Raw genomic sequence first — 20,414 nt, forward strand, 5'->3', positions numbered from 1 at the left:
TCAGACCTTTGTGCGCCTTCCTCGGACTGATGGAAATGAAAAACCGCCTAACGTTCTATATTCTGGTCGGCATGGTGCTCGGCGTGATCGTCGGTTACGTATGCCATCGAACCGTAGCCGATGCTGCAGAAGCGAAGACAATCGCCGGCTACTTCTCGATCATTACCGATATCTTCCTGCGCCTCGTGAAGATGATTATCGCGCCGCTCGTCTTCGCCACGCTGGTGTCCGGGCTCGCCGGAATGGAAGGGACGAGCGACGTGCGCAGAATCGGATTCAGGTCGGTGGGGTGGTTCGTGTGCGCCTCGCTTTTCTCGCTCGCGCTTGGCCTCGTCCTTGCGAATGCGCTGCAACCCGGCGCTGGCTTGCATATGACGCAGACCAGTTCAGATGTTGCCACCGGCCTCAACACCGCGGGTCTGAACTTCAAGGACTTCGTCACGCACGCGTTCCCTTCCAGCATCATCGATGCGATGGCCCGGAATGACATCCTGCAAATCCTCGTCTTTTCCGTGCTGTTTGGTGTGGTCCTGAGTGCCATCAAGACTGACCCGCGTGTCACGCCATTGATCGCAGGCATCGATGCGCTCGTCCCCGCGATGCTGAAGCTGACCGACTACGTGATGCGGCTCGCTCCGATCGGTGTCTTCGGCGCCCTTGCCTCCGCGATTACGGTGCACGGCCTGGACGTGTTGACCATCTACGGCAAGCTCGTCGGAAGCTTCTATCTCGGTCTCGTCCTGCTCTGGGCGGTCCTTATCCTCGTCGGTCACGTCTTTCTGGGCAAATCGATCTGGAAACTGCTTAAGGCGGTCCGCGAACCCGCGATGCTCGCCTTCTCTACCGCGAGCAGTGAGGCCGCTTATCCGCGTCTGACCGAGAAGCTTGAAGCGTTCGGTATCGACAAGAAGGTCGTCGGCTTCACGTTGCCGCTCGGCTACGCGTTCAATCTCGACGGATCGATGATGTACCAGGCGTTTGCTGCGATTTTTATCGCGCAGGCATTCGGCATCGACATGCCGATAAGCACGCAGATCATGATGTTGCTCGTCCTTATGTTGAGCAGCAAGGGCATGGCCGGTGTCGCAAGAGGCTCCGTGGTAGTGGTCGCCGCTGTCGCCCCGATGTTTCACCTCCCCCCGTCCGGCGTGGTGTTGATCCTCGCCATCGATCAGATTCTCGATATGGGGCGAACTGCCACGAACGTGATCGGTAACAGTATCGCGACGGCCGTCATTGCGAAGTGGGAGGCCAAGCGGGTCGCCAAACAGAAGGACGGAGTGAACCATGTTGTCCTGGGCCAACTGCAAGGCGAAACAGAATGATCAGCGCAAACGTGCTGAGCGGGAAAAAGTTCGGCGTGGTGGGCGGCCTGGGTCCACTGGCGAGCGCGGACGTTTTTTTCAAGCTCGTCAAATCGACGCCAGCCTCGAGCGATGCAGAACACGTCGACGTCATTTTCGAGCAGCATCCCTTCCGAAGCGTGGCTATTGGGAGTGAGGCGACGACTCAACGGAAACTGTACATTTTCGACATGATTAGCGGCTTCGAGAAAAGGGGGGTGACGACCGTCGTACTCCCCTGCTTTCTCAGCCACACATTTATCGACGAACTCAAGGCTAACTCGCCCTTGCAGATTGTCGATATGGTGGAAGCCGTCCGCAGCCATGTTCGAAGAAAATTTCCGACTGCACGGCGAATCAGTGTGCTCACCTCGGACTACACCCGTCAAAAAGGGCTATTTGAAAAGTATTTCGCGGAGCCGGAGTTTGAAGTCATTCATCCCCGCTCACGCGACGATATCGATCTCGTCACCGAAGCCGTCTACGGAGCGAACGGTATCAAGAGCGGAAACCTGTCTGGGCGGCCCGTCGCGCTTCTGCGCGAGGCGTGCGAGGACCTCATCGCGCAAGGTGCACAAATCATCGTGCCGGGTCTGACGGAAATTGCGCTCGTGGCTGAGGAAATGGGTTCATTTCGAGTGCCACTGATCGATTCGAATCTTGCCTATGCGCAGTACGTGATTGCGGGCGAATACGGTTTGCCCGAATCCATTTTCAAAGTCGGCGTGGTGGGTGGCGTTGGGCCTGCGGCTACAGTGGACTTCATGCAGAAGATCGTACGCAATACGCCGGCGAATCGAGATCAGGACCATATCAGGCTTCTGGTTGAACAGAATCCGCAGATTCCTGACCGCACAGAAAACCTGATCGGCGACGGGCCCGACCCAACTATATCGCTTTACGCGACCTGCAAGAAGCTCGAGTCGGGCGACGCGGACCTCATCGCCATTCCGTGTAACACCGCTCACGCGTTTGTTGAACGGATTCAGCCGTATCTGGGCATACCGATCGTCAACATGCTGACGGTGACGGTCCGCCATCTCCGCGAAACGTTTCCGCTGTTGCGCTCCGTTGGCGTGCTGGCAACCTCCGGCACGATCGCAAGCGGCGTCTACGAGAAAGCCCTCGAATCGCAGGGTTTGCGGCAAATCGTTCCGGCAGCGGAATTGCAGGCCCGGGTGATGGACGCGATCTATGGCAAGGAAGGGGTCAAAGCGGGATTCACTACCGGTCGATGCCTAGAGGACATCGCCGCTGCGATTGATGGGCTCATAGCGGAAGACGTTGAGGTCATCGTCCTGGGATGCACCGAGTTGCCGCTTCTATTGCCACAGACAAGTTTCGTGGGGACGACCGGAGCACGCGTCTGTCTCGTCGATCCAACCGATGTCCTTGCACAACAATGCGTGGCTCTCGCGACGGCGGCCACCGAACGCCTCCTCTGATAGTGCGACAGCCAACGAGGCGACGGGTCCGGCGACCGGATCGTCTCAGCCTCCGCTTCCAGAACGGCTCATCGCTCGCCAAGACATTCATCAACTGCTTGCCGTCAACGTAATCCATACTGGGCGCCTGCCTCCGAGCAGTGGCACGATCTTTTTCTCGCCGCCCACAATATTTCTGAGCGTGAATCGTCTACAGACGTATGGAACCGCCGCGCCCCCCGAACCCGATGATTGAACGAGACAACGACATCACTGCAACTGTGTTGCGTGAGCGTACGAAGCTCGGCAATTTCATCCGGCGTCGCGTGCACGATCAGAGTGAGGCCGAAGACATCCTGCAGGATGTCTTTCACGAGTTCGTGCAAGCCTACCGGCTCCCCGCGCCGATTGAACAGGTTAGCGCGTGGCTGTTCCGGGTGGCGCGAAACCGCATCATCGACCGCTTTCGCAAGCGCCGCGAGCAACCGCTTACCGAGATGGTCGACGACCCGGACGACGCCGAGTATCGACTGGATCTCGCCCTGCCGGCAACCGACGCCGGCCCGGAAGCCGTCTACGCAAGATCAGTGTTGCTGGAAGCCCTGCAAGACGCGCTCAACGAATTGCCAACGGATCAGCGCGACGTCTTCGTCGCGCATGAGCTGGAGGGGCGCAGCTTCAAGGAGCTGGCATCCGAAAGCGGGGTTGGCGTGAACACGCTATTGGCACGCAAGCGTTACGCCGTACTGCATCTGCGCGTTCGCTTGCAAGCCGTGTACGACGAACTGGATATCTAAAGGAGCAGGTCAATGAGATTCAAACTGAGATGCTTCGGCAAAGTACTGTTGGTTCTGGTGGGCATTGCCGTGCTGGGATGGATGGTGATGGCGCTGTGGAATTGGGTTGTCCCGGCGCTCTTCATTGGCGGCCGCTCGATCGATTATCTCCACGCGATGGGCCTGTTGATCCTGAGCCGGATTCTCTTTGGCGGATTTCGAGGCCATGGCGGTTGCCACGGACGCCGGCATTGGCGTCGGTGGGAACGGATGACGCCGGAAGAGCGCGAGGCCTTCCAGAACAATCGATCGTCCTTTGACGGCAAGCGCGGCGAGGATCAAGCATGAGCACCGCGTCGACATCCACGTGCAAGCAGGCCCCAGGTTTGATTGCCCCCGTGGTCAATTTAAAGCGGTGCGAAGGCAAGGGCGATTGCGCGGTAGTCTGTCCGGAGAACGTTTTCGACATCCGCCGGATCGACACGGCTGACTATCAGCAATTGGGCGCGCTAAATCGATTCAAGCTGCGCGTACACGGAATGAAAGTCGCGTACACGCCAAACGCCGATGCGTGTCGGGCATGCGGCTTGTGCGTGACGGCGTGCCCCGAACATGCCATTACGTTAGCCAGGTTCGGGGGGGCGTGAGGTGGCGTGCGGCTTCACATCAACCAGGTGGACCAGACCCACAGGCCGCACCCCATACGGAGACACTCAGCTCGGCGAATCCATTCCCGATTGCTGATAGTTCTGAATCCCGACCTTATCGATCAACTCCAGATTCGTCTCGAGCCAGTCGATATGCTCTTCCGTATCGTCGAGAATATGGGTGAGGATCTCGCGTGAGACAAAGTCGCGAACCGTCTCGCAGTAAGCAATCGCTTCCTTACAAGTCGCCTGAGAAATTTGCTCGAGCTTAAGATCGCACTCGAGAATTTCTTTCGTTTCCTCACCAATCAGCAACTTATGCAGGTCTTGCAGGTTGGGTAAGCCGTCCAGCACGAAGATACGCTCGATCAGCAGATCAGCATGCTTCATCTCGCCGATTGATTCGTCATACTCGTGCTTCGCAAGGCTTTTCAGGCCCCAATGCCCGTACATTCTGGCGTGCAGGAAATACTGATTGATCGCGGACAGTTCGTTCTTCAACTGCGCGTTCAGATATTCGAGAACCTTAGGGTCTCCTTGCATATCGCCTCCTTGACCGGTTACGCCCCACGACAAAGGCGTGGGGCGTTGCTCAAGCATCCTGTTCCGTTCGATGTGGCCTGCTGCTCAAGCGTCGACGCGCGCATGTTGGTCACCACTAGTCCAGCATAGTGTATTGCTCATGCCACGTTAAAAATGAGAACCGGAATCGTTACTGCGCTGTGATCGAACGTACGTTCGTCGTCCTGACGCCGAGCAGCATCGCGATACCGATATTGCTGCGGTCAAGGATCGACACGATGCTGCAGATGAACAGGACCAGACCAGGATCGACCAGGCATCAAAGAGCCGCTTTTTTGACGTGACGGTTGGTTCGAACGACACTGGCGCAAAACCGTGCATCCTCTGTTCCGCCACGCCAGGGTACAACGATGTGACAGGGCTTGGCGCACCCAATGTCGGCAACCTGCCCAGGTATTTTTAACACTCCGAGAGGAGAACTTCGATGAAACGCCCGTCTGCCGAACAACCGCGGCAGAGCCGCACCGGCCCGCAACTCGGAACCTGGAAGCTACAGTCCTTCACGGATGAAGACGTGGCGACCGGCCAGAAAACCGATTTGTTCGGCGCGCACCCAAGCGGCTATCTCAGCTATGGGCCTGACGGCCGGATGTACGCCATTCTGGTTAAGGAGGGGCGCAAGGCGCCCGACACGCTCGTTCCAACCGACGCGGAACGCGTCGATCTCTACAGCGGGTTCATCGCATACGCGGGGACCTACAGCATCGAGGGCGACAAAGTTAGCCACCATATTGATGCATCGTGGAATCAGTCGTGGACAGGGACGACTCAAGTGCGTCAGTTCAGAATCGACGGCAACGTCTTGTACATCAAGACGCTGCCCGCGAAGAACCCCGTGACCGGCAATGAAAGCTCGGCTGTATTGGTGTGGATTAAAGTCGAGTAGGTTTGCCCTTCGCCCATTCCCGCATTACGGATGGTTGTACATCGCATTCCACTCCGGCTTCGATACGGCCGGACCTCCCGCGTCCGACGAGCCATTCGCCACGCCGCCGAAGCCTGTCTCTGCATGTTGTGCAGCCACCTTGGCTTCAGCGGCCTGGATGTCTTCCGGGTAGTGCGGATCTGCGCCATGGGCGGGGTTGTAGCCAGCCTTTTCGAGTTCGATCAGTTCAGCACGCACTTGCGCACGCGTGACAGGTTGGTTCGATTGAGCGAACACGGCAACCGGCGCTGCAAGCACAGCGGCAACAACAACGGCTTGAACAAGCGACTTCATGAGAACGACCTCCAGACTTTGCTTTGTCCTGCTACGAACAGCCCTGTTCGTAAATCAGTGAGCACAGTCTAAGTAGGTGGCCGCTTGGGAGTAAGCGGCGTCCCTGGAGAGGATTGTTGTCGAATATGGAGAACTGGCACGCACGCTACAGGCAGGGCATGTCATCGCAGCCTTTATCATGAGCGAAAGCGCGGCAGCGCCGGACGACCCTCCCCGTCCGGCGCACTGTCCCGCGCCGCCAATCAGATCGATAAAGACTGGAGACCCGCGTGAAGTTCGACACAACCACCGTCCGCCTGATCCTCGCCATCGCTGAAGAAGGCAGCATCTCCCGCGCCGCCGACAAACTCAGCCTGGCGGTGGCGGCCGCGTCACGGCGCGTGTCGGACCTGGAAGCACAACTCGGCGCCAAGCTATTCCAGCGCGTACCGCATGGCGTCGAGATCACCGAATCGGGCGCCAAGCTGCTGGAATACGTCCGGCAGATCGACAACCTCATCGTCCGCCTGGAGGGCGACGCGCAGGCGCTCAATCAGGGCCTCGATGGCCGCATTATCATCGGCGCGCCCAAGGCCGTCGTCATCCAGTTCCTGGCGCGCGAGATTGCCGCCATTCAGCGCAAGTATCCCAGGATTGCCCTGAAGATCGTCGAGGAGAACAGCAAAATCGTCCAGCAACTGCTGCGCGACAAGGTGATCGACGTGGGCATCTACGAAAAGAAAAGCGGCTTCCTGAACCTCGCCAAGTCCCCGTACAAGGAGGACGAACTGGTGCTGGTGTATAGCCGCCCACATTTCCAGTTTCCAGAGGGCCCGGTCGGTATCGACGACATTCTCGATCTCCCCATCGTGAGCCTCGGCAAGGGCTCCGCGGTCCTCGCGGCCGTGCAACGCGCGTACCGCAGCCGCGGGCGGCAATTCGCCAACAATTTCACCGTCAGCGGCTTCGACACCATGCTGGCAATGGTGCGTCACGGCCTCGGCATGGGTCTGATGCCGCCCGAGGTTCTGCGCAGTTTTCATCCCGAGGCATCGCTCGCGTCGGCGGCACTCGTCGGCGACTGGCATCAGCGCAGCTACGTTTTGTCCTGCGTCGAAGGACATGCCCAGGAGCAGACCCTGCGCAACGTGGTGGCCGAGCTTCTCGGCGGACCGGCCTAGTGCCTGGCCGGTAGTCGCGGCCCGGTTTCGCCACGCGCGAAACCAGACATGCTCCAGGCATTCTTGCGGCGGCCTGGTCTGTAGCGGACAGTGAGGACAGACAACCTGCCGGCCATGCACGACATGGCTGAGCGGTTCGACTCATACCCACTACAGAGGACACTCGAGATGACGGAATCGAAGCATCTGCCGCTGCAAGGCATCCGCGTGCTGGACGTCAGCCAGGTCATGGCCGGCCCATTCGCCTGCATGCTGATGGCGGACATGGGCGCCGACGTGATCAAGGTCGAGCCGCCCGAAGGCGATCAGACCCGTGGCGCGATGGGCTTCAAGATGAAGGGGCCGGACAGCATGGGCTTCCTGAACATGAACCGCAACAAGCGCTCACTGACGCTGGATCTCAAGAGCGATGAAGGTCGCGAGTTCTTCTACGAACTCGCCAAAACCGCCGACGTGATCGTCGAAAACTACCGTCCGGGCGTGGTGCAACGCCTCTCCATCGACTATGAGTCGATCCGGGCAATCAATCCGAAGATCGTCTACGTCAGTATCTCGGGCTTCGGACAAAGCGGACCGTGGGCGTCGCGTCCGGGCTTCGACCTCATGGCCCAGGCCATGTCCGGCGTAATGAGCGTGACCGGCTACAAGGGTGGAAAACCCGTCAAGGCAGGCGTGCCGGTGGCGGACATCGGCTGCGCGCTGTTTGCGGTTTACGGGCTGCTGTCGGCCTACATCGGCGCGCAGAAGACGGGCGAGGGTCAACACATCGACGCGTCGCTATTCGATTCGGTGATGGCCTTCTCGATCTGGGACATGTCGGAATACTGGGGCACAGGCGTGCCGCCGACACCGCTCGGCACCAGCAACAAGATGAGCGCACCCTACCAGGCCGTGAAAGCGCGGGACGGCTACTTCGTGATGGGTGCGACCAACCAGAAACTATGGACGAAACTGTGCGAACTGTTGGAGCGCCCGGACCTTGTCGCTCACGCCGACTACGCGAGCGTATCGCTGCGCCTGAAGAATCGCGAGGCACTGATCGAAACACTGGAGCAGGAGTTCGCGAGGCGCGATAGCGACGCCTGGGTCGACGCGATGCTCGCCGCCGGTATTCCGGCCGGCCCGATCCTGTCCTATCCCGAAGCGTTCGAAAGCGAGCACGCCACGCACCGCCGCATGTGCATGGAGATCGACCACCCGAACGAAGGCAAGGTCAAGAACATCGGTTTCCCCGTGAAGATGCTGGGCACGCCGCAGACGGTGCGTCGTCATCCGCCACTGCTGGGCGAGCATAACGCGGAGATCTTTGCCGAGATCAACGGGACGGCGCCATGAGCGATCTCGTCAGACTCACGGTCCATCCCTCCGGCGCGGCGGAAATCGTGATCGACCGCCCCGAGCGGCATAACGCGATGACGCTGAACATGTACGAGTCGCTGCTGGCACGCGTCGCCGAGTGTGAACAGAACGCCAGCGTGCGCTGCATTCTCTTTAGAGGCGCGGGCGGCAAGTCCTTCATTTCCGGCACCGACATCGCGTACTTCAAGGACTTTCGCGATGGCCGCGATGGGGTCACCTACGAGGCCTTCGTCGAGCGCGTCATCGACACGGTCGAACGCATTGCGGTCCCCACGGTTGCGGTGATCGACGGCTGGGCCGTGGGCGGCGGCCTGGCGCTGGCGACAGTCTGCGATTTCCGTGTTTGCAGCGACGGCTCGCGCTTTGGCGCGCCGATCGCGAAGACGCTCTCCAACACGCTGTCGTCGCGCAACCTCGCGCGCTTGCAAGCCGCGCTCGGCGTGCCACGGGTCAAGAAGATGTTGCTGCTCGCCGAATACGTCACGGCACAGGAGGCGCTGGCGTGCGGCTATGTGGTTGAGGTGTGCTCGCAGAGCGCGTTGGAAGAAACCGCGTACTCGCTCGCGCAACGGCTCATCGCGCTTTCGCCGGTCACGCAGAAGGCCGTGAAGGAAAGCCTGCGCCGCATCATCGTTGAACAGCGGTTCGATGACGAAGATCTGATCGAAGCGGTGTACGGCAGCGACAACTTCAAGGATGCCGTGGCTGCCTTTACCTCGGGCGCGTCGAAAAAATAGCAGCGAACACAGTGGAGTGAGACAACATGAAACGATTACAGCCTAAGGCGACCACGCTAGTCCTGCTGATGTTGTGCCTGATGTATTTCATCACCTACGTCGACCGCGTCAACATCAGCACCGCCGCCGGGCAATTCAAGTCCGAGCTCGGACTGAGCAACACGCAACTCGGCTTCGTCTTCTCGGCTTTCGCGTATCCGTACGTGCTGTTCCAGTTCATCGGCGGCTGGGTGAGTGACCGCTTCGGGGCCAAGCGCACGCTGATTTTCTGTGCCCTTATCTGGGCGGTAGCGACCACGCTGACGGGTCTCGCCGGCGGTTTCGCGACACTTGTTGCGGCGCGACTGCTGCTGGGTTTGGGCGAAGGCGCCACCTTCCCCGCCTCCACCAGCGCGATGGCGTCGTGGGTGAGAAAGGATAAACGCGGCATGGCCCAGGGCATCACGCACTCCTCGTCGCGCCTCGGCAACGCTGTCGCGCCGATGCTGGTGTTGGCGCTGATGACGGCCTTCAACTGGCGATTCTCGTTTTATCTGCTCGGCGCGCTGAGTTTCGGCTGGCTGCTGCTGTGGTACGTGACGTACACCGAGAAGCCGGCGGATCATCCGCGCATCACGCCTGAAGAGATCAGCAGCCTGCCACCGCCGACGGTTCGTCCGGTGGAAATGCCGGGCACATGGATGCGTCTTTATCGCCGCCTGCTGCCCGTCTCCGGCGTCTACTTCTGCTACAACTGGATCCTCTGGTTGATGCTGGACTGGATGCCGCTTTACTTCATGCATAGCTTCCATCTGAACATCAAGAAGGCGGTCATTTTCACGTCAGGGGTGTTCGTCGCCGGTGTGTTCGGCGATCTGGCCGGTGGTTTGATCAGCGATCGACTGCTTCGCCGTACCGGCAATCTGAAGCTCGCGCGCAGCTACCTGGTCGCGTTCTGCATGACCATGACCGGTTTGTCATTGATCCCGGTGGTGCTGATACACGATCCGATGTATTCGCTGATCTTCCTCGCGGCGGCGATGTTCTTCAATGAAATGAATATCGGACCCATGTGGGCGATTCCGATGGACGTTGCTTATGACCGCTCGGGCACGGCGAGCGGCATCATGAGCGGCACCGGCTTTACCGCTGCGATCGTTAGCCCGGTTGTGGCCGGTTATCTGGTCGATCGTGTTGGGGACTGGAATGTCACCTTTTTGCTGTCCATCGGTGTGATGGCCTGCGGCGTGCTGATGACGTTCATCATGAAACCGGATGCGCCATTCGTCGTCAAGCTGAAGCAGACAGCGTCACCGGAGCACACGGGCCGGGACGTTGTGTTTCCGCTCGTCGATAAAAACTGAAGAAGGGCCGAGGTTGTGGTGCGTCTTTGTGACGGGAGCAGACCGGCAAGCGAGCGAGCCACCGCTTCTGACGCACTGACAACAGGGTAAAGCCACGCCGCAGCGCATTCAACAGTGCGTGGCTCACCCGGTTTGCACGACCGCGTCAACGCATCAGGCAGCGTGGCCTTGACTCCCCTTTTCGCTGTCGAGATGCGCCATCTGCGCCGCCGCATAACGTTCGCCTGCAGCAGCGCCGGCCGGCACTGCCTGCGCGATCGCGGCCAGATCCTCCGCCGTGAGCGTCACATCGACCGCCCCAAGCGCTTCGGCCAGACGATCGCGCCGGCGCGCGCCAACGAGCGGCACGATGTCGCTGCCCTGGGCTGCAACCCACGCAATCGCGATCTGCGCCACCGACACGCCTTTTGCATCAGCTACCTTACGCAGTGCATCCACGAGCGCGAGATTGTGATCGACGTTGTCGCCCTGAAAGCGCGGACTCATGGCGCGAAAATCGCCTTTCCCCGCTGACTCCTTGCTCCAGTGGCCGCTGATCAAGCCGCGGGACAACACGCCGTATGCCGTCACGCCGATCCCGAGCTCGCGGCATGTCGGCAATATTTCGTCTTCAATGCCGCGCGAAATCAGCGAGTACTCGATCTGCAAATCGCTCACCGGATGCACCTCTGCCGCACGGCGCAGGGTCGTCGCGCCCACTTCGGACAAGCCGACGTACCGCACATAGCCGGCTTTGATCATGTCGGCAATCGCCCCGACCGTGTCTTCGATCGGCACGCTGGAATCGAGCCGCGCAGGACGGTAGATGTCGATATGGTCGACGCCCAGGCGCTGCAGCGTGTAGGCCAGGAAGTTTTTGACCGCCGCGGGACGTGCGTCGTTGAGCGACCAGCCGCCTGCGGGGTCGCGCATGGCACCGAACTTCACGCTGATGATCGCCGCATCGCGGCGTGACGGCGGCGCACTTCTCAGGGCCTCGCCGATCAGGATTTCGTTGTGGCCGGAGCCGTAAAAATCGCCGGTATCGAGCAGCGTCACGCCGGCTTCGAGCGCGGCGTGGATCGTTGCGATACTTTCGGCGCGGTCAGACGGACCATACATGCCGGACATACCCATGCAGCCAAGACCGATAGCGGAGCTTAGCGGACCCGTCTTACCCAGTTGAAGCTGTTTCATGATGTTCCTCGGTAGGTGCGCCGCAGAAAAGGCGCTTGACCAGAAGTATCGGCCGATTTTCAGCGTGCGATAATCCCCCTCAATCAGGATGACCCGTGCGGAAAAGCGAACAATGCAGCAACCCGACCTTTCCGATCTGAAAGCATTTGTCGCTGTCACGCGGGCACGCGGATTCCGCCATGCGGCACTGACCGGCGGCGTGTCGGCCTCATCGCTGAGCGAAGCGGTTCGAAGACTCGAACAGCAGCTCGGCGTCAGGCTGCTCAACCGCACGACGCGTAGCGTCACGCCAACGGAAGCGGGGCAGCGTCTTTTCGAGCGGCTCGCGCCGGCATTCGGGGAAATCGCCATCGCGCTGGATGCGGTGAACCTCTTTCGTGAGAGTCCGACTGGAACGCTCAGATTAAACGTTCCGTCGATCGCGGCAAGAGAAATCCTGCCCGCTCTCCTCTCCCGCTTCGTTGCCGCTCACCCGGGTATCACGGTGGACGTTGGCACCAACGACACGTTCATCGATATCCTCGCGGCAGGTTACGACGCCGGCATCCGCTACGACGAACGCCTCGAGCGCGACATGATCGCGGTGCCGATCGGCCCGCGCATTCAACATTTCGTCGCAGCGGCCTCGCCGTCCTACCTCGCGGCCCGTGGCGTACCGCAACATCCGGGCGAACTGCTGAACCACGCGTGCATCGGCCACCGCTTCGACAGCGGCGTGCTCGCGACATGGGAGTTCAAACGGGGCGATGACATCGTGCGGATCGAGCCAAACGGACCGATGATCGCCTCCGTGATCGAACTGCAAAGAGGCGCGGCCATGGCGGGACTGGGGATCGTCTATTCGTTCGATGAGTTTCTGCGACCGGCAATCGAGCGGGGGGCGCTCGTACCGGTGCTCGAGGCGTGGTGGCAATCTTTCACCGGACCGTTTCTGTACTACCCGAGCCGAACCCATATGCCGGCTCCGCTTCGGGCGTTCGTTGACTTTATTCTTGCCGCTGACGAACCGGCGCGTCATGCCCGGCAGCGGCTCAAGTCATAAGCCCCGGCAACGCCTCCGCCAACGCGTCGACAGCAAGACGAACCTTCAACGGTAGATGCGGTGTCTGCAACCAGGTCGCATAGGCGTCGTAGAGATATTCCGGTTGATCCGGCAGCAGATGCACAAGGCCGCCCGCCTGAACGCGCTCGCGAACGAGCCAGTATGGGAGCCAGGCCAGTCCCATCCCGATCGCCGCCGCGTCCGCGATCGCATCGAGGTCATCCAGACGTAACCGGTTTGGCGGCGTGACCTCTGCCGGCGCCGTGTCGGTACGAGGAAACAGCCACGGGCGGATACGTCCCGAGCGCCTGTAGATGATGGCCTGATGCCCGCTGAAATCTTCTATCTGCCGCGGCTGGCCGTGCATCTCCAGATACGCGGGTGACGCGCAGACGACCATACGCTGGCGCGCAATGCGACGCGCTATCACGCCTGCCTTATCCTCGAGACCGCCGGTCCGGATGGCGAGATCGAAGTCGTCCTCTGCAAGATCAACGAAGCGGTCGTTGAACGACAGATCCAGTTCCAGCATCGGATAGCGTCGCGCGAACTCAAACAGGACTGGGGCAACACAGCGCCGCCCGAAGTGCACGGGCATCGTGACGCGCAGTTTTCCACGCGGTTCGGAAAGTTGATCCGCAGCGAGGGCATCCGCCGCGTCTGCCTCGGCGAGTATGCCCCGGCACCGTTCGTAGTACGCGCGTCCGAACTCCGTGAGGCTCTGGCGCCGTGTCGTCCGCGTAATCAGTCGCACGCCCAGCCGTTCCTCCAGAAACCGGACATGCTTGCCGACCATCGGTCCGGATAAACCGAGCGCGTCCGCTGCAGCCGCGAACGAGCCCAGATCGACGGCTTTGACGAATACGGCCATGCTCGTAAGACGATCCATATTAAAAACCATTGGTTTCGACTGTTCTAGTCATAGTGCCATTTATCTGACAAAACCACACTGTCATAGTTAATTAAATCCATTTACTTTTGAGTTGAAACCCCATGACACGTGTTATTCGCTTTCATCAGCATGGCGGTCCCGAGGTGCTTCGCATCGAGGACGTCGCGGTTCCCGCGCCCCCTCAGGGTGAGATTCAGATTCGTGTGAAGGCCTTGGGTCTTAACCGCGCCGAGGCATTGCTGCGTGCGGGCACCTACATCGAAACGCCAGCGCTACCTTCTGGCCTTGGGCTCGAGGCGGCGGGTATCGTCGAAACGGTGGGCGAAGGGGTGCAGGATTTCGCGCCAGGCGACGCCGTCAGCATCGTGCCGCCGGTATCCATGGTCCGCTGGCCCGCCTATGGTGAACTCGTCACCTTTCCTGCCGAGCTCGTCGTCAAGCATCCGCCCTCGCTCAGTTGGGACGCGGCCGCCGCCGTCTGGATGCAATATCTCACCGCTTATGGTGCGTTGATCGACATTGGCAAACTGAGCCGGGGAGACTTCATTGTCGTGACTGCGGCGTCGAGCAGTGTCGGTCTTGCTGCGATCCAGATTGCCAACAGCGTAGGCGCGACCCCCATTGCCGTCACGCGAACCGCCGACAAGCGACAGGCGTTGCTCGAATTGGGCGCGGCCCATGTCGTCGCTTCCGCGGAGGAGGATCTGGCTGCCCGGTTGAAGGCAATCGCGGGACCGAAAGGCGTGAGGGTCGTGCTGGACCCCATCGGTGGCCCGATATTCGGGCCGCTCACGGACGCGATGTCTCGCGGCGGCATCCTCATCGAATACGGCAGCTTGAGCGCCGAGCCGACGCCCTTCCCGCTATTCACCGTGTTGAGCAAGGCACTGACGCTGCGCGGCTACCTGGTGCACGAGATCCTGAGCGATCCGGTGCGGTTAGCGGCAGCCAAGGCTTTCATCCTCGACGGGCTGACGTCGGGTTCGTTGAAGCCAATCATCGCCAGGACATTTCCGTTCGACCAGATCGTCGACGCACATCGCTTCCTGGAGTCGAACGAACAGTTGGGGAAGATTGTCGTGACGGTTTGAATGCGGCGTGGGACCGCGCGCTCAGCCCGCTGCGACGACGTCGATGCGCAGCGCTTCGCCACCGGCCACAATCGCGAGCAAATGGTCGACGTTCGGGTGCGCACCCGGACGGTTGCGCGCGTCGGCCGTATGCTCGGCGAACACCGCGAGGCCGTGTTCGGCCGCCTTGACGTCCAGCGTGCCGAAGACCTGCTGCAGATAGTTGTACACCGCCAGCGAGCCCTGCTTGCCCGGCTTGTTCTCGATGCTTGCCACGACAGCGCCCTTGCCGTCGACCAGATCGATACGTTCGATACCGTCAATAGCGGGCAGGTGGGCGAGATTGTCCTTGAACACGTTGCTCGGTTGAATCACTGAAAACACTCCTTCTATTCGGAAAAATGCGGCGAGCCGTATCTTATCCGATAGGGTGTTTGGCATCGCAGCGGACGATAAGGCTTCGCACCTGCCTGTCGCGGAAGGTTCGGTTTTTTCGAACCATCATTCCCGGATTAACAGATTTATCGGTTCCATGACCTAACGCAGACTGAGGCCCATCACCACTGCGGACATTGTCCGCCCCAGGAGCCCCAACATGCGAACCTATCCGCGCAACAGTCCTCAAGCCGCCGCACGCATCGTCGCGCTGGCGCTCACGTCTGACGGCCACGTCAGCAGCGCGGAAGAGCGCGTACTCGAAAGCCTCGATATCTCCGACGAACTCGGCCTCGCACCGGCGCAATTCGCGCGGATCGTGCAGACGCTGTGTGAGGATCAATCGGTCGCGCACACGCCGTTCGCGCCGCCGGTCGGTCAACTCGACGCGGCCCTGCTCGCCGCGTTGATCAACGAGATCGACGACCCCGCGTTGCGCCGCAAGGTGATTCGCCTGTGCATCGCCGTCACGATCGCGGACGACTATCTGGCGGACGGCGAAATCGCCTTGCTCGTTGCCGTGTTCAACGCATGGGGACCGAAGCCGGACCAGAGCGCAAGCCATTACATCCCGTTGCCGGGCCTACCGCGCGCTCACGCACGGACGGCCGCGACCACCTGAGACGCGAGCGCATGATGTTGCCCACGCCGCGAGCGGATCGCGTGGATCTCTTCGATCACGCCTTCCGCCCGGCCGAGCCAGCGTACGCCTCGCAGCAGCGCCACGTCCTCCGCGCCCAGTTCCGCGAGCGGAAACACACCGAGACCGCGCGCGGCGAACACCGCCATCAGCGCGCTGTCTTCGAATTCCCCGACGATCCGCGGCCGGATGCCCTGAGCTTCGAACCAGCGGTCGAGGCGCGCGCGCAACGCGCCGTGCCCGGTGGGCAGGAGCACGGGCAGATCCGCCAGGCACTGCGGAAAGCCGGCACGGGCCGACTTGCTGATGATCTCCGCGGGGCCATACCAGTCGACGGGCGACCCGATGAGGCGCTGGCTCACGACGCGCAGGTCCGCGTTGTGCGGCGCCGGCTGGCAGGCCAGGACCAGATCGAGCCGATGGAGCGCGAGTTCGGACAACAACTGCGCATGTTCACCCTCGTGACAGAGGAGCCTGAGCGACGGCGTATTGAGGACCGGAGCCAGCAGCGCGTGTGCGGCGAGCTTTGAGATGCCGTCGGAGAGCCCCACAGCAAGCCGCGCGACACGTTCGCTGCCCGCCTCGCGCATCTCGTCGAGTAGCGCCTCGCCGATCTGAAAAATCTGTTCCGCGCGATTGAATGCCGTTTCGCCCGCTTCGGTCATCGTGACGCCGCGCCCGGCCGGCTTCAGCAACTGCCGCCCGATCGATTTTTCCAGCTCGCGCACCTGCGCGCTGATGGTCTGAACGGCCATGTCGAGGCGCTCGGCCGCGCGCGCGAAGCCGCCCTCCTTCACGACGATCCAGAAATAGTAGAGATGGCGGTAGTTCAGCATAGGGCGACACTTCGAAAAAAACGATATATCGCTCAGAGTATCACTGATTTATCCGAACCATGAAGACGGCGATGATAGCGGCATACCAACGTTATCCATCTTTATTCGCTTACGGAACCCATGGACGCTCTACTCGTACTCGTTGCCGACCCCGCTGCATGGGCTGCGCTTCTCACGCTGGTCGTGATGGAAATCGTGCTCGGTATCGACAACCTGATCTTCATCTCGATCGTCAGCAACAAGCTGCCTGAAGCTCAACGCGCTCGCGTGCAACGCATGGGCATCATGCTCGCGCTCGTGCTGCGGCTCGCCCTGCTCGGCACTGTCGCGTGGATCGCGCAACTGACCGCGCCTGCCGTGACGCTCCTGGGCCACGCGTTTTCATGGCGTGACCTGATCCTGCTCGGCGGCGGCCTGTTCCTCGTCTGGAAGGCGACCAGTGAAATTCACCACCACGTGGTCCATGCGGAAGAAGTGCGCGACAAGATGAACACGACCGTGCAGTTGACCGCAATGGCTGCGATTGGACAGATCCTGGTGCTCGATATCGTGTTCTCGGTCGACAGCATCATCACGGCGGTCGGGATGACCGAGCACATGCCGATCATGTTCGTTGCAGTGATTGCTGCGGTCACGGTGATGCTGTTTGCTGCTCACCCGCTGTCGCGCTTCATCGATCGCAACCCGACCATTGTCATGCTCGCGCTCGGCTTCCTGCTTGTCATCGGCATGACGCTCATCGCGGAAGGCTTTGGATCGCACGTGCCGAAGGGTTACATCTACACGGCCATGGCGTTCTCCGCTTTCGTCGAGGCACTGAACGTGCTCGTACGCCGGGCGAAATCGAAGCAGAAGGTTGGCGCGAGCAAGTAAGCCGGTGTGAGGGCCGCGCATGAAAGCGCGGTTCGACAGGCTGGAACGAAATCACGCCGGATCGTTTTTCCGGCATCGGGCGGCTCGCCACGTTGAGCGTTCGATGTCCCTTTACCCTTGAGGAGCAACGCAATGAAATGCCCCGTTTGCACGACCACTGACCTGCTGATGACCGAGCGCCGCTCGGTCGAAATCGACTACTGCCCGGCCTGCCGGGGCGTCTGGCTCGATCGCGGCGAACTCGACAAGCTGATTGCGCAGGACGCCGGGAGCGAGAACACGTCGGCGAGCGCTAACGCACGCTTGAGCCGGAACGACCACCCGGATAGGGACAGGGATCGGTATCGCGACCATGCGTACGACAACAACCGCACGCATGACAACAACCGAACTTACGACAATCACCGCACGGATTATCGGGGTCAAAAGAAGAAGCGTTCGCTTTTCGACATGTTTGATTTCGACTGAACGTGTCCGCGAGTACAGGAACCACGCAGCTAGTATCAAATCAAGGGCGCGCGCTGTTATCAGCCGCGCCCTTTCGCTTTTTCGCGCTGAGAAGGCCTCAGCGTCGCCGAACCCTTCATACAAATAACAAAGCGTCGCGTGTCATCGTCTGAACGATCTGGTGCGTTAGTGTATTAATACAGCCGCAGTAATACAGCATTAACGGTTTGAGCGCGGCCTACGTGCGCTGAATCTCCTTGCGCACGCCGCCTTGATGCCTCCCCAAATTGTTTTCCCTGCCCGTCTCTCGTTCAGATGCCAATTTCTTTCGTTTCGATTAAAAAAACCGGCGCGCTTACCGCGCTGACTTATTGCGCGCTCACCATCGGGATGCCGGCGCAGGCCGCCGACAACGTGATCGTGCTCGACTCCGGCGAAGCCCAACTGACGCTGATCGATCCCGCTACGCACAAGGTCATCGGCACGGAGCCGACCGGTAAGGAACCGCATCACCTGATGATTACACCCGACGGTCACTCGCTCATTGTGGCGGATTCGATCTCGAACAACCTGATGTTTCTCGATCCGCACACCGGTAAGGTGCAACGCACGGTCGAGGATATTGAAGACCCTTATCAGCTCGGTTTCTCGCCCGATCACAAATGGTTCGTGACGGCAGGCCTGCGGCTGGATCGCGTCGACGTGTACCACTACGACGGCCAGAACATGACGCTCGCCAAACGTGTCCCGCTCTCGAAGACGCCGAGCCACATGACGTTCTCGTCCGATAGCAAGACCGTGTTCGTCACGCTGCAAGACACGGGCGAAGTGGCCGCGATCGATCTGGCGACGCAGGCGGTGCTCTGGAAACTGCATGTCGGCAATACCCCCGCCGGCCTCTGGATGACGCCGGGCGACCGCTATCTGTTGATCGGCATGACGGGCGAAAACGACGTCGCCGTGGTCGACTGGCACAAACAGCAAGTCGTGAAGAAAATCCAGACGGGACGCGGCGCGCACAACTTCCGCAATCTCGACGACGGCCACCACGTGGCGGTCACGAATCGCGTGGAAAGCACGATCAGCATTCTCGATTACAACACGCTGACGAAGACTGGCGACATCACCGGACTCGTGCCCGGCCCGGACGACATGGAACTGTCCGCCGATCGCCGCTACCTGTGGGTCACATTCCGCTTTTCGCGGCATGTCGGCATCATTGATCTGACGACACAGAAACTTGTCGACACGATCGCGGTCGGACGCTCACCGCACGGTTTGTATTTTGCCAACCGCGCACCCGTGTATGCGCCCAATCCAGACTGAACAGGCTTTCGTTTTATGACAGAACCCGCAATTTCACGAGGCTTCCGATGATCCACGAAATCCTCGCCCAACTCGACAATGGCATCTCGACGTTGCAGACACTCCTGTACGTCGACGTCGTGCAGCCGTTTTTCTATCGCTTCGGCCTGATGGGATACGACGAGGACACCTACGACGCACTCTACTGGGTGATCATCGGTGTGCTGGAAATCCTGATCACGTACATCGCCTTGCGGCCGCTGGAAGCGCTGCGGCCCATCGAGGCGTGGTCCGATCGCAAGGCGCTGCGAGCCGATGTGATCTACACGTGGATTGCCAAGCTCGGCATCATCAATATCGCGTTCTTCTTCATGCTGCAGCCGCTGTTCGATCACTGGCAGAGCCTGATGGCAATCTACAACGTGCCGAACATCGATATCGACGGACTGTGGCCGGGCGTCACCGATCAGCCGGTGGTGTCGTTCCTCATCTATCTGATCGTGCTCGATTTCTTCGGGTACTGGTATCACCGCTGGCAGCACCGCTTCGGGGTGTGGTGGGAACTGCACGCGGTGCACCATAGCCAGCAGCAGATGTCGTTGTGGGCCGACGACCGCAATCACTTTGTCGACGACATCATTCAGGCCGCCTTCTTCGCCGCGATTTCGCTGTTCATCGGCGTGCAGCCGACGCAGTTCGTCGTGCTGGTAGCGGTCGGCAACTTCATGCAAAGCGTGCAGCACGTGAACGCGCGCTTGCCATATGGATGGCTGCTCGAACGCGTGATCGTGAGCCCGATTTTCCATCGGCGCCATCATGCGGTTGGCTACGGCCATGAAGGCACGCGCTACGGCTGTAACTTCGGCGTGCTGTTTCCGTGGTGGGACATGATGTTCAGGACCGTGTCGTGGGACCGTACCGTCGAGCCGACCGGCATTCGTGACCAGTTGCCCGCGCCGCACGGCGCAGGGCGCTCCTATGGCGATGGTTTGATCGCCCAGCAATGGCGCGCGTTCGGTCGCATCGCCACGCGTCTGCGGGGACAACGCAATTACGGCGGTGTGACGGACTGATCGTCATCGTCATGAAGCGGGCGCGGTTCTCACCG

At 60.5% G+C, this 20,414-nt stretch carries 23 protein-coding genes; 17 read left to right on the forward strand and 6 right to left on the reverse strand.

Annotation, left to right across the window (positions count from 1 at the left end):
* Positions 1 to 35 precede the first annotated feature (35 nt).
* From PQQ96_RS19610 to PQQ96_RS19630, 5 genes are all read left to right on the forward strand, one after another.
* Positions 36 to 1,325, forward strand: a complete 1,290-nt coding sequence (locus tag PQQ96_RS19610; RefSeq protein WP_408295238.1) for a dicarboxylate/amino acid:cation symporter — start codon at positions 36 to 38, stop codon at positions 1,323 to 1,325.
* Entirely contained in the window at positions 1,322 to 2,788 is a 1,467-nt protein-coding gene (gene cuyB / locus PQQ96_RS19615) for a cysteate racemase (RefSeq protein ID WP_408295240.1), read from the forward strand. Before PQQ96_RS19610 ends, cuyB begins: the two co-directional genes overlap by 4 nt.
* A 200-nt stretch (positions 2,789 to 2,988) precedes the next feature.
* Positions 2,989 to 3,564 carry an RNA polymerase sigma factor gene (locus tag PQQ96_RS19620; protein ID WP_408295243.1) on the forward strand — a complete coding sequence of 192 codons (576 nt, stop codon included), beginning with the start codon at positions 2,989 to 2,991 and terminating at the stop codon, positions 3,562 to 3,564.
* 12 nt (positions 3,565 to 3,576) lie between these two features.
* Entirely contained in the window at positions 3,577 to 3,891 is a 315-nt protein-coding gene (locus PQQ96_RS19625; protein WP_408295246.1) for a hypothetical protein, read from the forward strand.
* Positions 3,888 to 4,190 carry a 4Fe-4S dicluster domain-containing protein gene (locus tag PQQ96_RS19630; protein ID WP_408295248.1) on the forward strand — a complete coding sequence of 101 codons (303 nt, stop codon included), beginning with the start codon at positions 3,888 to 3,890 and terminating at the stop codon, positions 4,188 to 4,190. Before PQQ96_RS19625 ends, PQQ96_RS19630 begins: the two co-directional genes overlap by 4 nt.
* Before the next feature lie 66 nt (positions 4,191 to 4,256).
* Here PQQ96_RS19630 and bfr read toward each other — a convergent pair whose 3' ends face one another.
* On the reverse strand, positions 4,257 to 4,733 hold the full coding sequence (gene bfr, locus PQQ96_RS19635; protein WP_408295251.1) for a bacterioferritin: 477 nt from the start codon (positions 4,731 to 4,733) through the stop codon (positions 4,257 to 4,259).
* 463 nt (positions 4,734 to 5,196) lie between these two features.
* Between bfr and PQQ96_RS19640 the strand changes: the two genes are divergently transcribed.
* Complete coding sequence (locus PQQ96_RS19640) at positions 5,197 to 5,658, forward strand: lipocalin-like domain-containing protein (RefSeq protein ID WP_408295254.1); 462 nt, start codon at positions 5,197 to 5,199, stop codon at positions 5,656 to 5,658.
* Positions 5,659 to 5,682: 24 nt separating this feature from the next.
* On the opposite strand, the gene PQQ96_RS19645 is transcribed toward PQQ96_RS19640, so the two are convergent.
* A complete protein-coding gene (locus tag PQQ96_RS19645) occupies positions 5,683 to 5,991 on the reverse strand; it encodes a DUF4148 domain-containing protein (RefSeq protein WP_408295257.1) in 309 nt (102 codons plus the stop codon).
* A gap of 269 nt (positions 5,992 to 6,260) precedes the next feature.
* On the opposite strand from PQQ96_RS19645, the gene PQQ96_RS19650 reads away from it, so the two are divergent.
* The 4 genes from PQQ96_RS19650 (at position 6,261) to PQQ96_RS19665 (ending at position 10,590) form a co-directional block, all read left to right on the forward strand.
* A complete protein-coding gene (locus tag PQQ96_RS19650; RefSeq protein WP_408295260.1) occupies positions 6,261 to 7,151 on the forward strand; it encodes a LysR family transcriptional regulator in 891 nt (296 codons plus the stop codon).
* A 168-nt stretch (positions 7,152 to 7,319) separates the two neighbouring features.
* Positions 7,320 to 8,486, forward strand: coding sequence for a CaiB/BaiF CoA transferase family protein (locus PQQ96_RS19655; RefSeq protein WP_408295263.1), 1,167 nt, complete (start codon positions 7,320 to 7,322; stop codon positions 8,484 to 8,486).
* A complete protein-coding gene (locus PQQ96_RS19660) occupies positions 8,483 to 9,247 on the forward strand; it encodes an enoyl-CoA hydratase (protein ID WP_408295266.1) in 765 nt (254 codons plus the stop codon). The genes PQQ96_RS19655 and PQQ96_RS19660 overlap by 4 nt, the downstream gene beginning before the upstream one ends.
* A 26-nt stretch (positions 9,248 to 9,273) precedes the next feature.
* Positions 9,274 to 10,590 carry an MFS transporter gene (locus PQQ96_RS19665; protein ID WP_408295268.1) on the forward strand — a complete coding sequence of 439 codons (1,317 nt, stop codon included), beginning with the start codon at positions 9,274 to 9,276 and terminating at the stop codon, positions 10,588 to 10,590.
* Positions 10,591 to 10,743: 153 nt separating this feature from the next.
* On the opposite strand, the gene PQQ96_RS19670 is transcribed toward PQQ96_RS19665, so the two are convergent.
* Positions 10,744 to 11,766: an aldo/keto reductase gene (locus PQQ96_RS19670; protein WP_408295271.1), complete on the reverse strand. Its 1,023-nt coding sequence runs from the start codon at positions 11,764 to 11,766 to the stop codon at positions 10,744 to 10,746.
* Between the two features lie 112 nt (positions 11,767 to 11,878).
* Between PQQ96_RS19670 and PQQ96_RS19675 the strand changes: the two genes are divergently transcribed.
* Positions 11,879 to 12,808 (forward strand): LysR family transcriptional regulator, encoded by a 930-nt coding sequence (locus PQQ96_RS19675; protein ID WP_408295274.1) that lies wholly within the window; start codon positions 11,879 to 11,881, stop codon positions 12,806 to 12,808.
* Here PQQ96_RS19675 and PQQ96_RS19680 read toward each other — a convergent pair.
* The gene (locus PQQ96_RS19680) at positions 12,798 to 13,697 is read right to left on the reverse strand and encodes a LysR family transcriptional regulator (protein WP_408295277.1); all 900 of its coding nucleotides are present in this window, start codon (positions 13,695 to 13,697) and stop codon (positions 12,798 to 12,800) included. The two genes, PQQ96_RS19675 and PQQ96_RS19680, sit on opposite strands and share 11 nt — an antisense overlap.
* A 104-nt stretch (positions 13,698 to 13,801) precedes the next feature.
* Between PQQ96_RS19680 and PQQ96_RS19685 the strand changes: the two genes are divergently transcribed.
* Positions 13,802 to 14,791 carry a zinc-dependent alcohol dehydrogenase family protein gene (locus PQQ96_RS19685; RefSeq protein WP_408295280.1) on the forward strand — a complete coding sequence of 330 codons (990 nt, stop codon included), beginning with the start codon at positions 13,802 to 13,804 and terminating at the stop codon, positions 14,789 to 14,791.
* A 21-nt stretch (positions 14,792 to 14,812) separates the two neighbouring features.
* On the opposite strand, the gene PQQ96_RS19690 is transcribed toward PQQ96_RS19685, so the two are convergent.
* Positions 14,813 to 15,145, reverse strand: coding sequence for a DUF2322 family protein (locus tag PQQ96_RS19690; RefSeq protein ID WP_408295283.1), 333 nt, complete (start codon positions 15,143 to 15,145; stop codon positions 14,813 to 14,815).
* A gap of 220 nt (positions 15,146 to 15,365) precedes the next feature.
* On the opposite strand from PQQ96_RS19690, the gene PQQ96_RS19695 reads away from it, so the two are divergent.
* Positions 15,366 to 15,827, forward strand: a complete 462-nt coding sequence (locus tag PQQ96_RS19695; protein WP_408295286.1) for a TerB family tellurite resistance protein — start codon at positions 15,366 to 15,368, stop codon at positions 15,825 to 15,827.
* Here the strand turns inward: PQQ96_RS19695 and PQQ96_RS19700 are convergent.
* Entirely contained in the window at positions 15,800 to 16,681 is an 882-nt protein-coding gene (locus PQQ96_RS19700; RefSeq protein ID WP_408295289.1) for a LysR family transcriptional regulator, read from the reverse strand. The genes PQQ96_RS19695 and PQQ96_RS19700 overlap by 28 nt on opposite strands.
* A gap of 120 nt (positions 16,682 to 16,801) precedes the next feature.
* On the opposite strand from PQQ96_RS19700, the gene PQQ96_RS19705 reads away from it, so the two are divergent.
* The 4 genes from PQQ96_RS19705 (at position 16,802) to PQQ96_RS19720 (ending at position 20,379) form a co-directional block, all read left to right on the forward strand.
* On the forward strand, positions 16,802 to 17,554 hold the full coding sequence (locus PQQ96_RS19705) for a TerC family protein (protein ID WP_408295292.1): 753 nt from the start codon (positions 16,802 to 16,804) through the stop codon (positions 17,552 to 17,554).
* Between the two features lie 132 nt (positions 17,555 to 17,686).
* A complete protein-coding gene (locus PQQ96_RS19710) occupies positions 17,687 to 18,022 on the forward strand; it encodes a TFIIB-type zinc ribbon-containing protein (RefSeq protein ID WP_408295294.1) in 336 nt (111 codons plus the stop codon).
* 294 nt (positions 18,023 to 18,316) lie between these two features.
* A complete protein-coding gene (locus tag PQQ96_RS19715) occupies positions 18,317 to 19,327 on the forward strand; it encodes a YVTN family beta-propeller repeat protein (protein WP_408295297.1) in 1,011 nt (336 codons plus the stop codon).
* Positions 19,328 to 19,374: 47 nt separating this feature from the next.
* Entirely contained in the window at positions 19,375 to 20,379 is a 1,005-nt protein-coding gene (locus tag PQQ96_RS19720) for a sterol desaturase family protein (RefSeq protein WP_408295300.1), read from the forward strand.
* Positions 20,380 to 20,414 lie beyond the last annotated feature (35 nt).

This window comes from Paraburkholderia sediminicola (genome assembly GCF_046027825.1).
In the GTDB taxonomy this organism is placed as follows: Bacteria; Pseudomonadota; Gammaproteobacteria; order Burkholderiales; family Burkholderiaceae; genus Paraburkholderia; species Paraburkholderia sediminicola_D.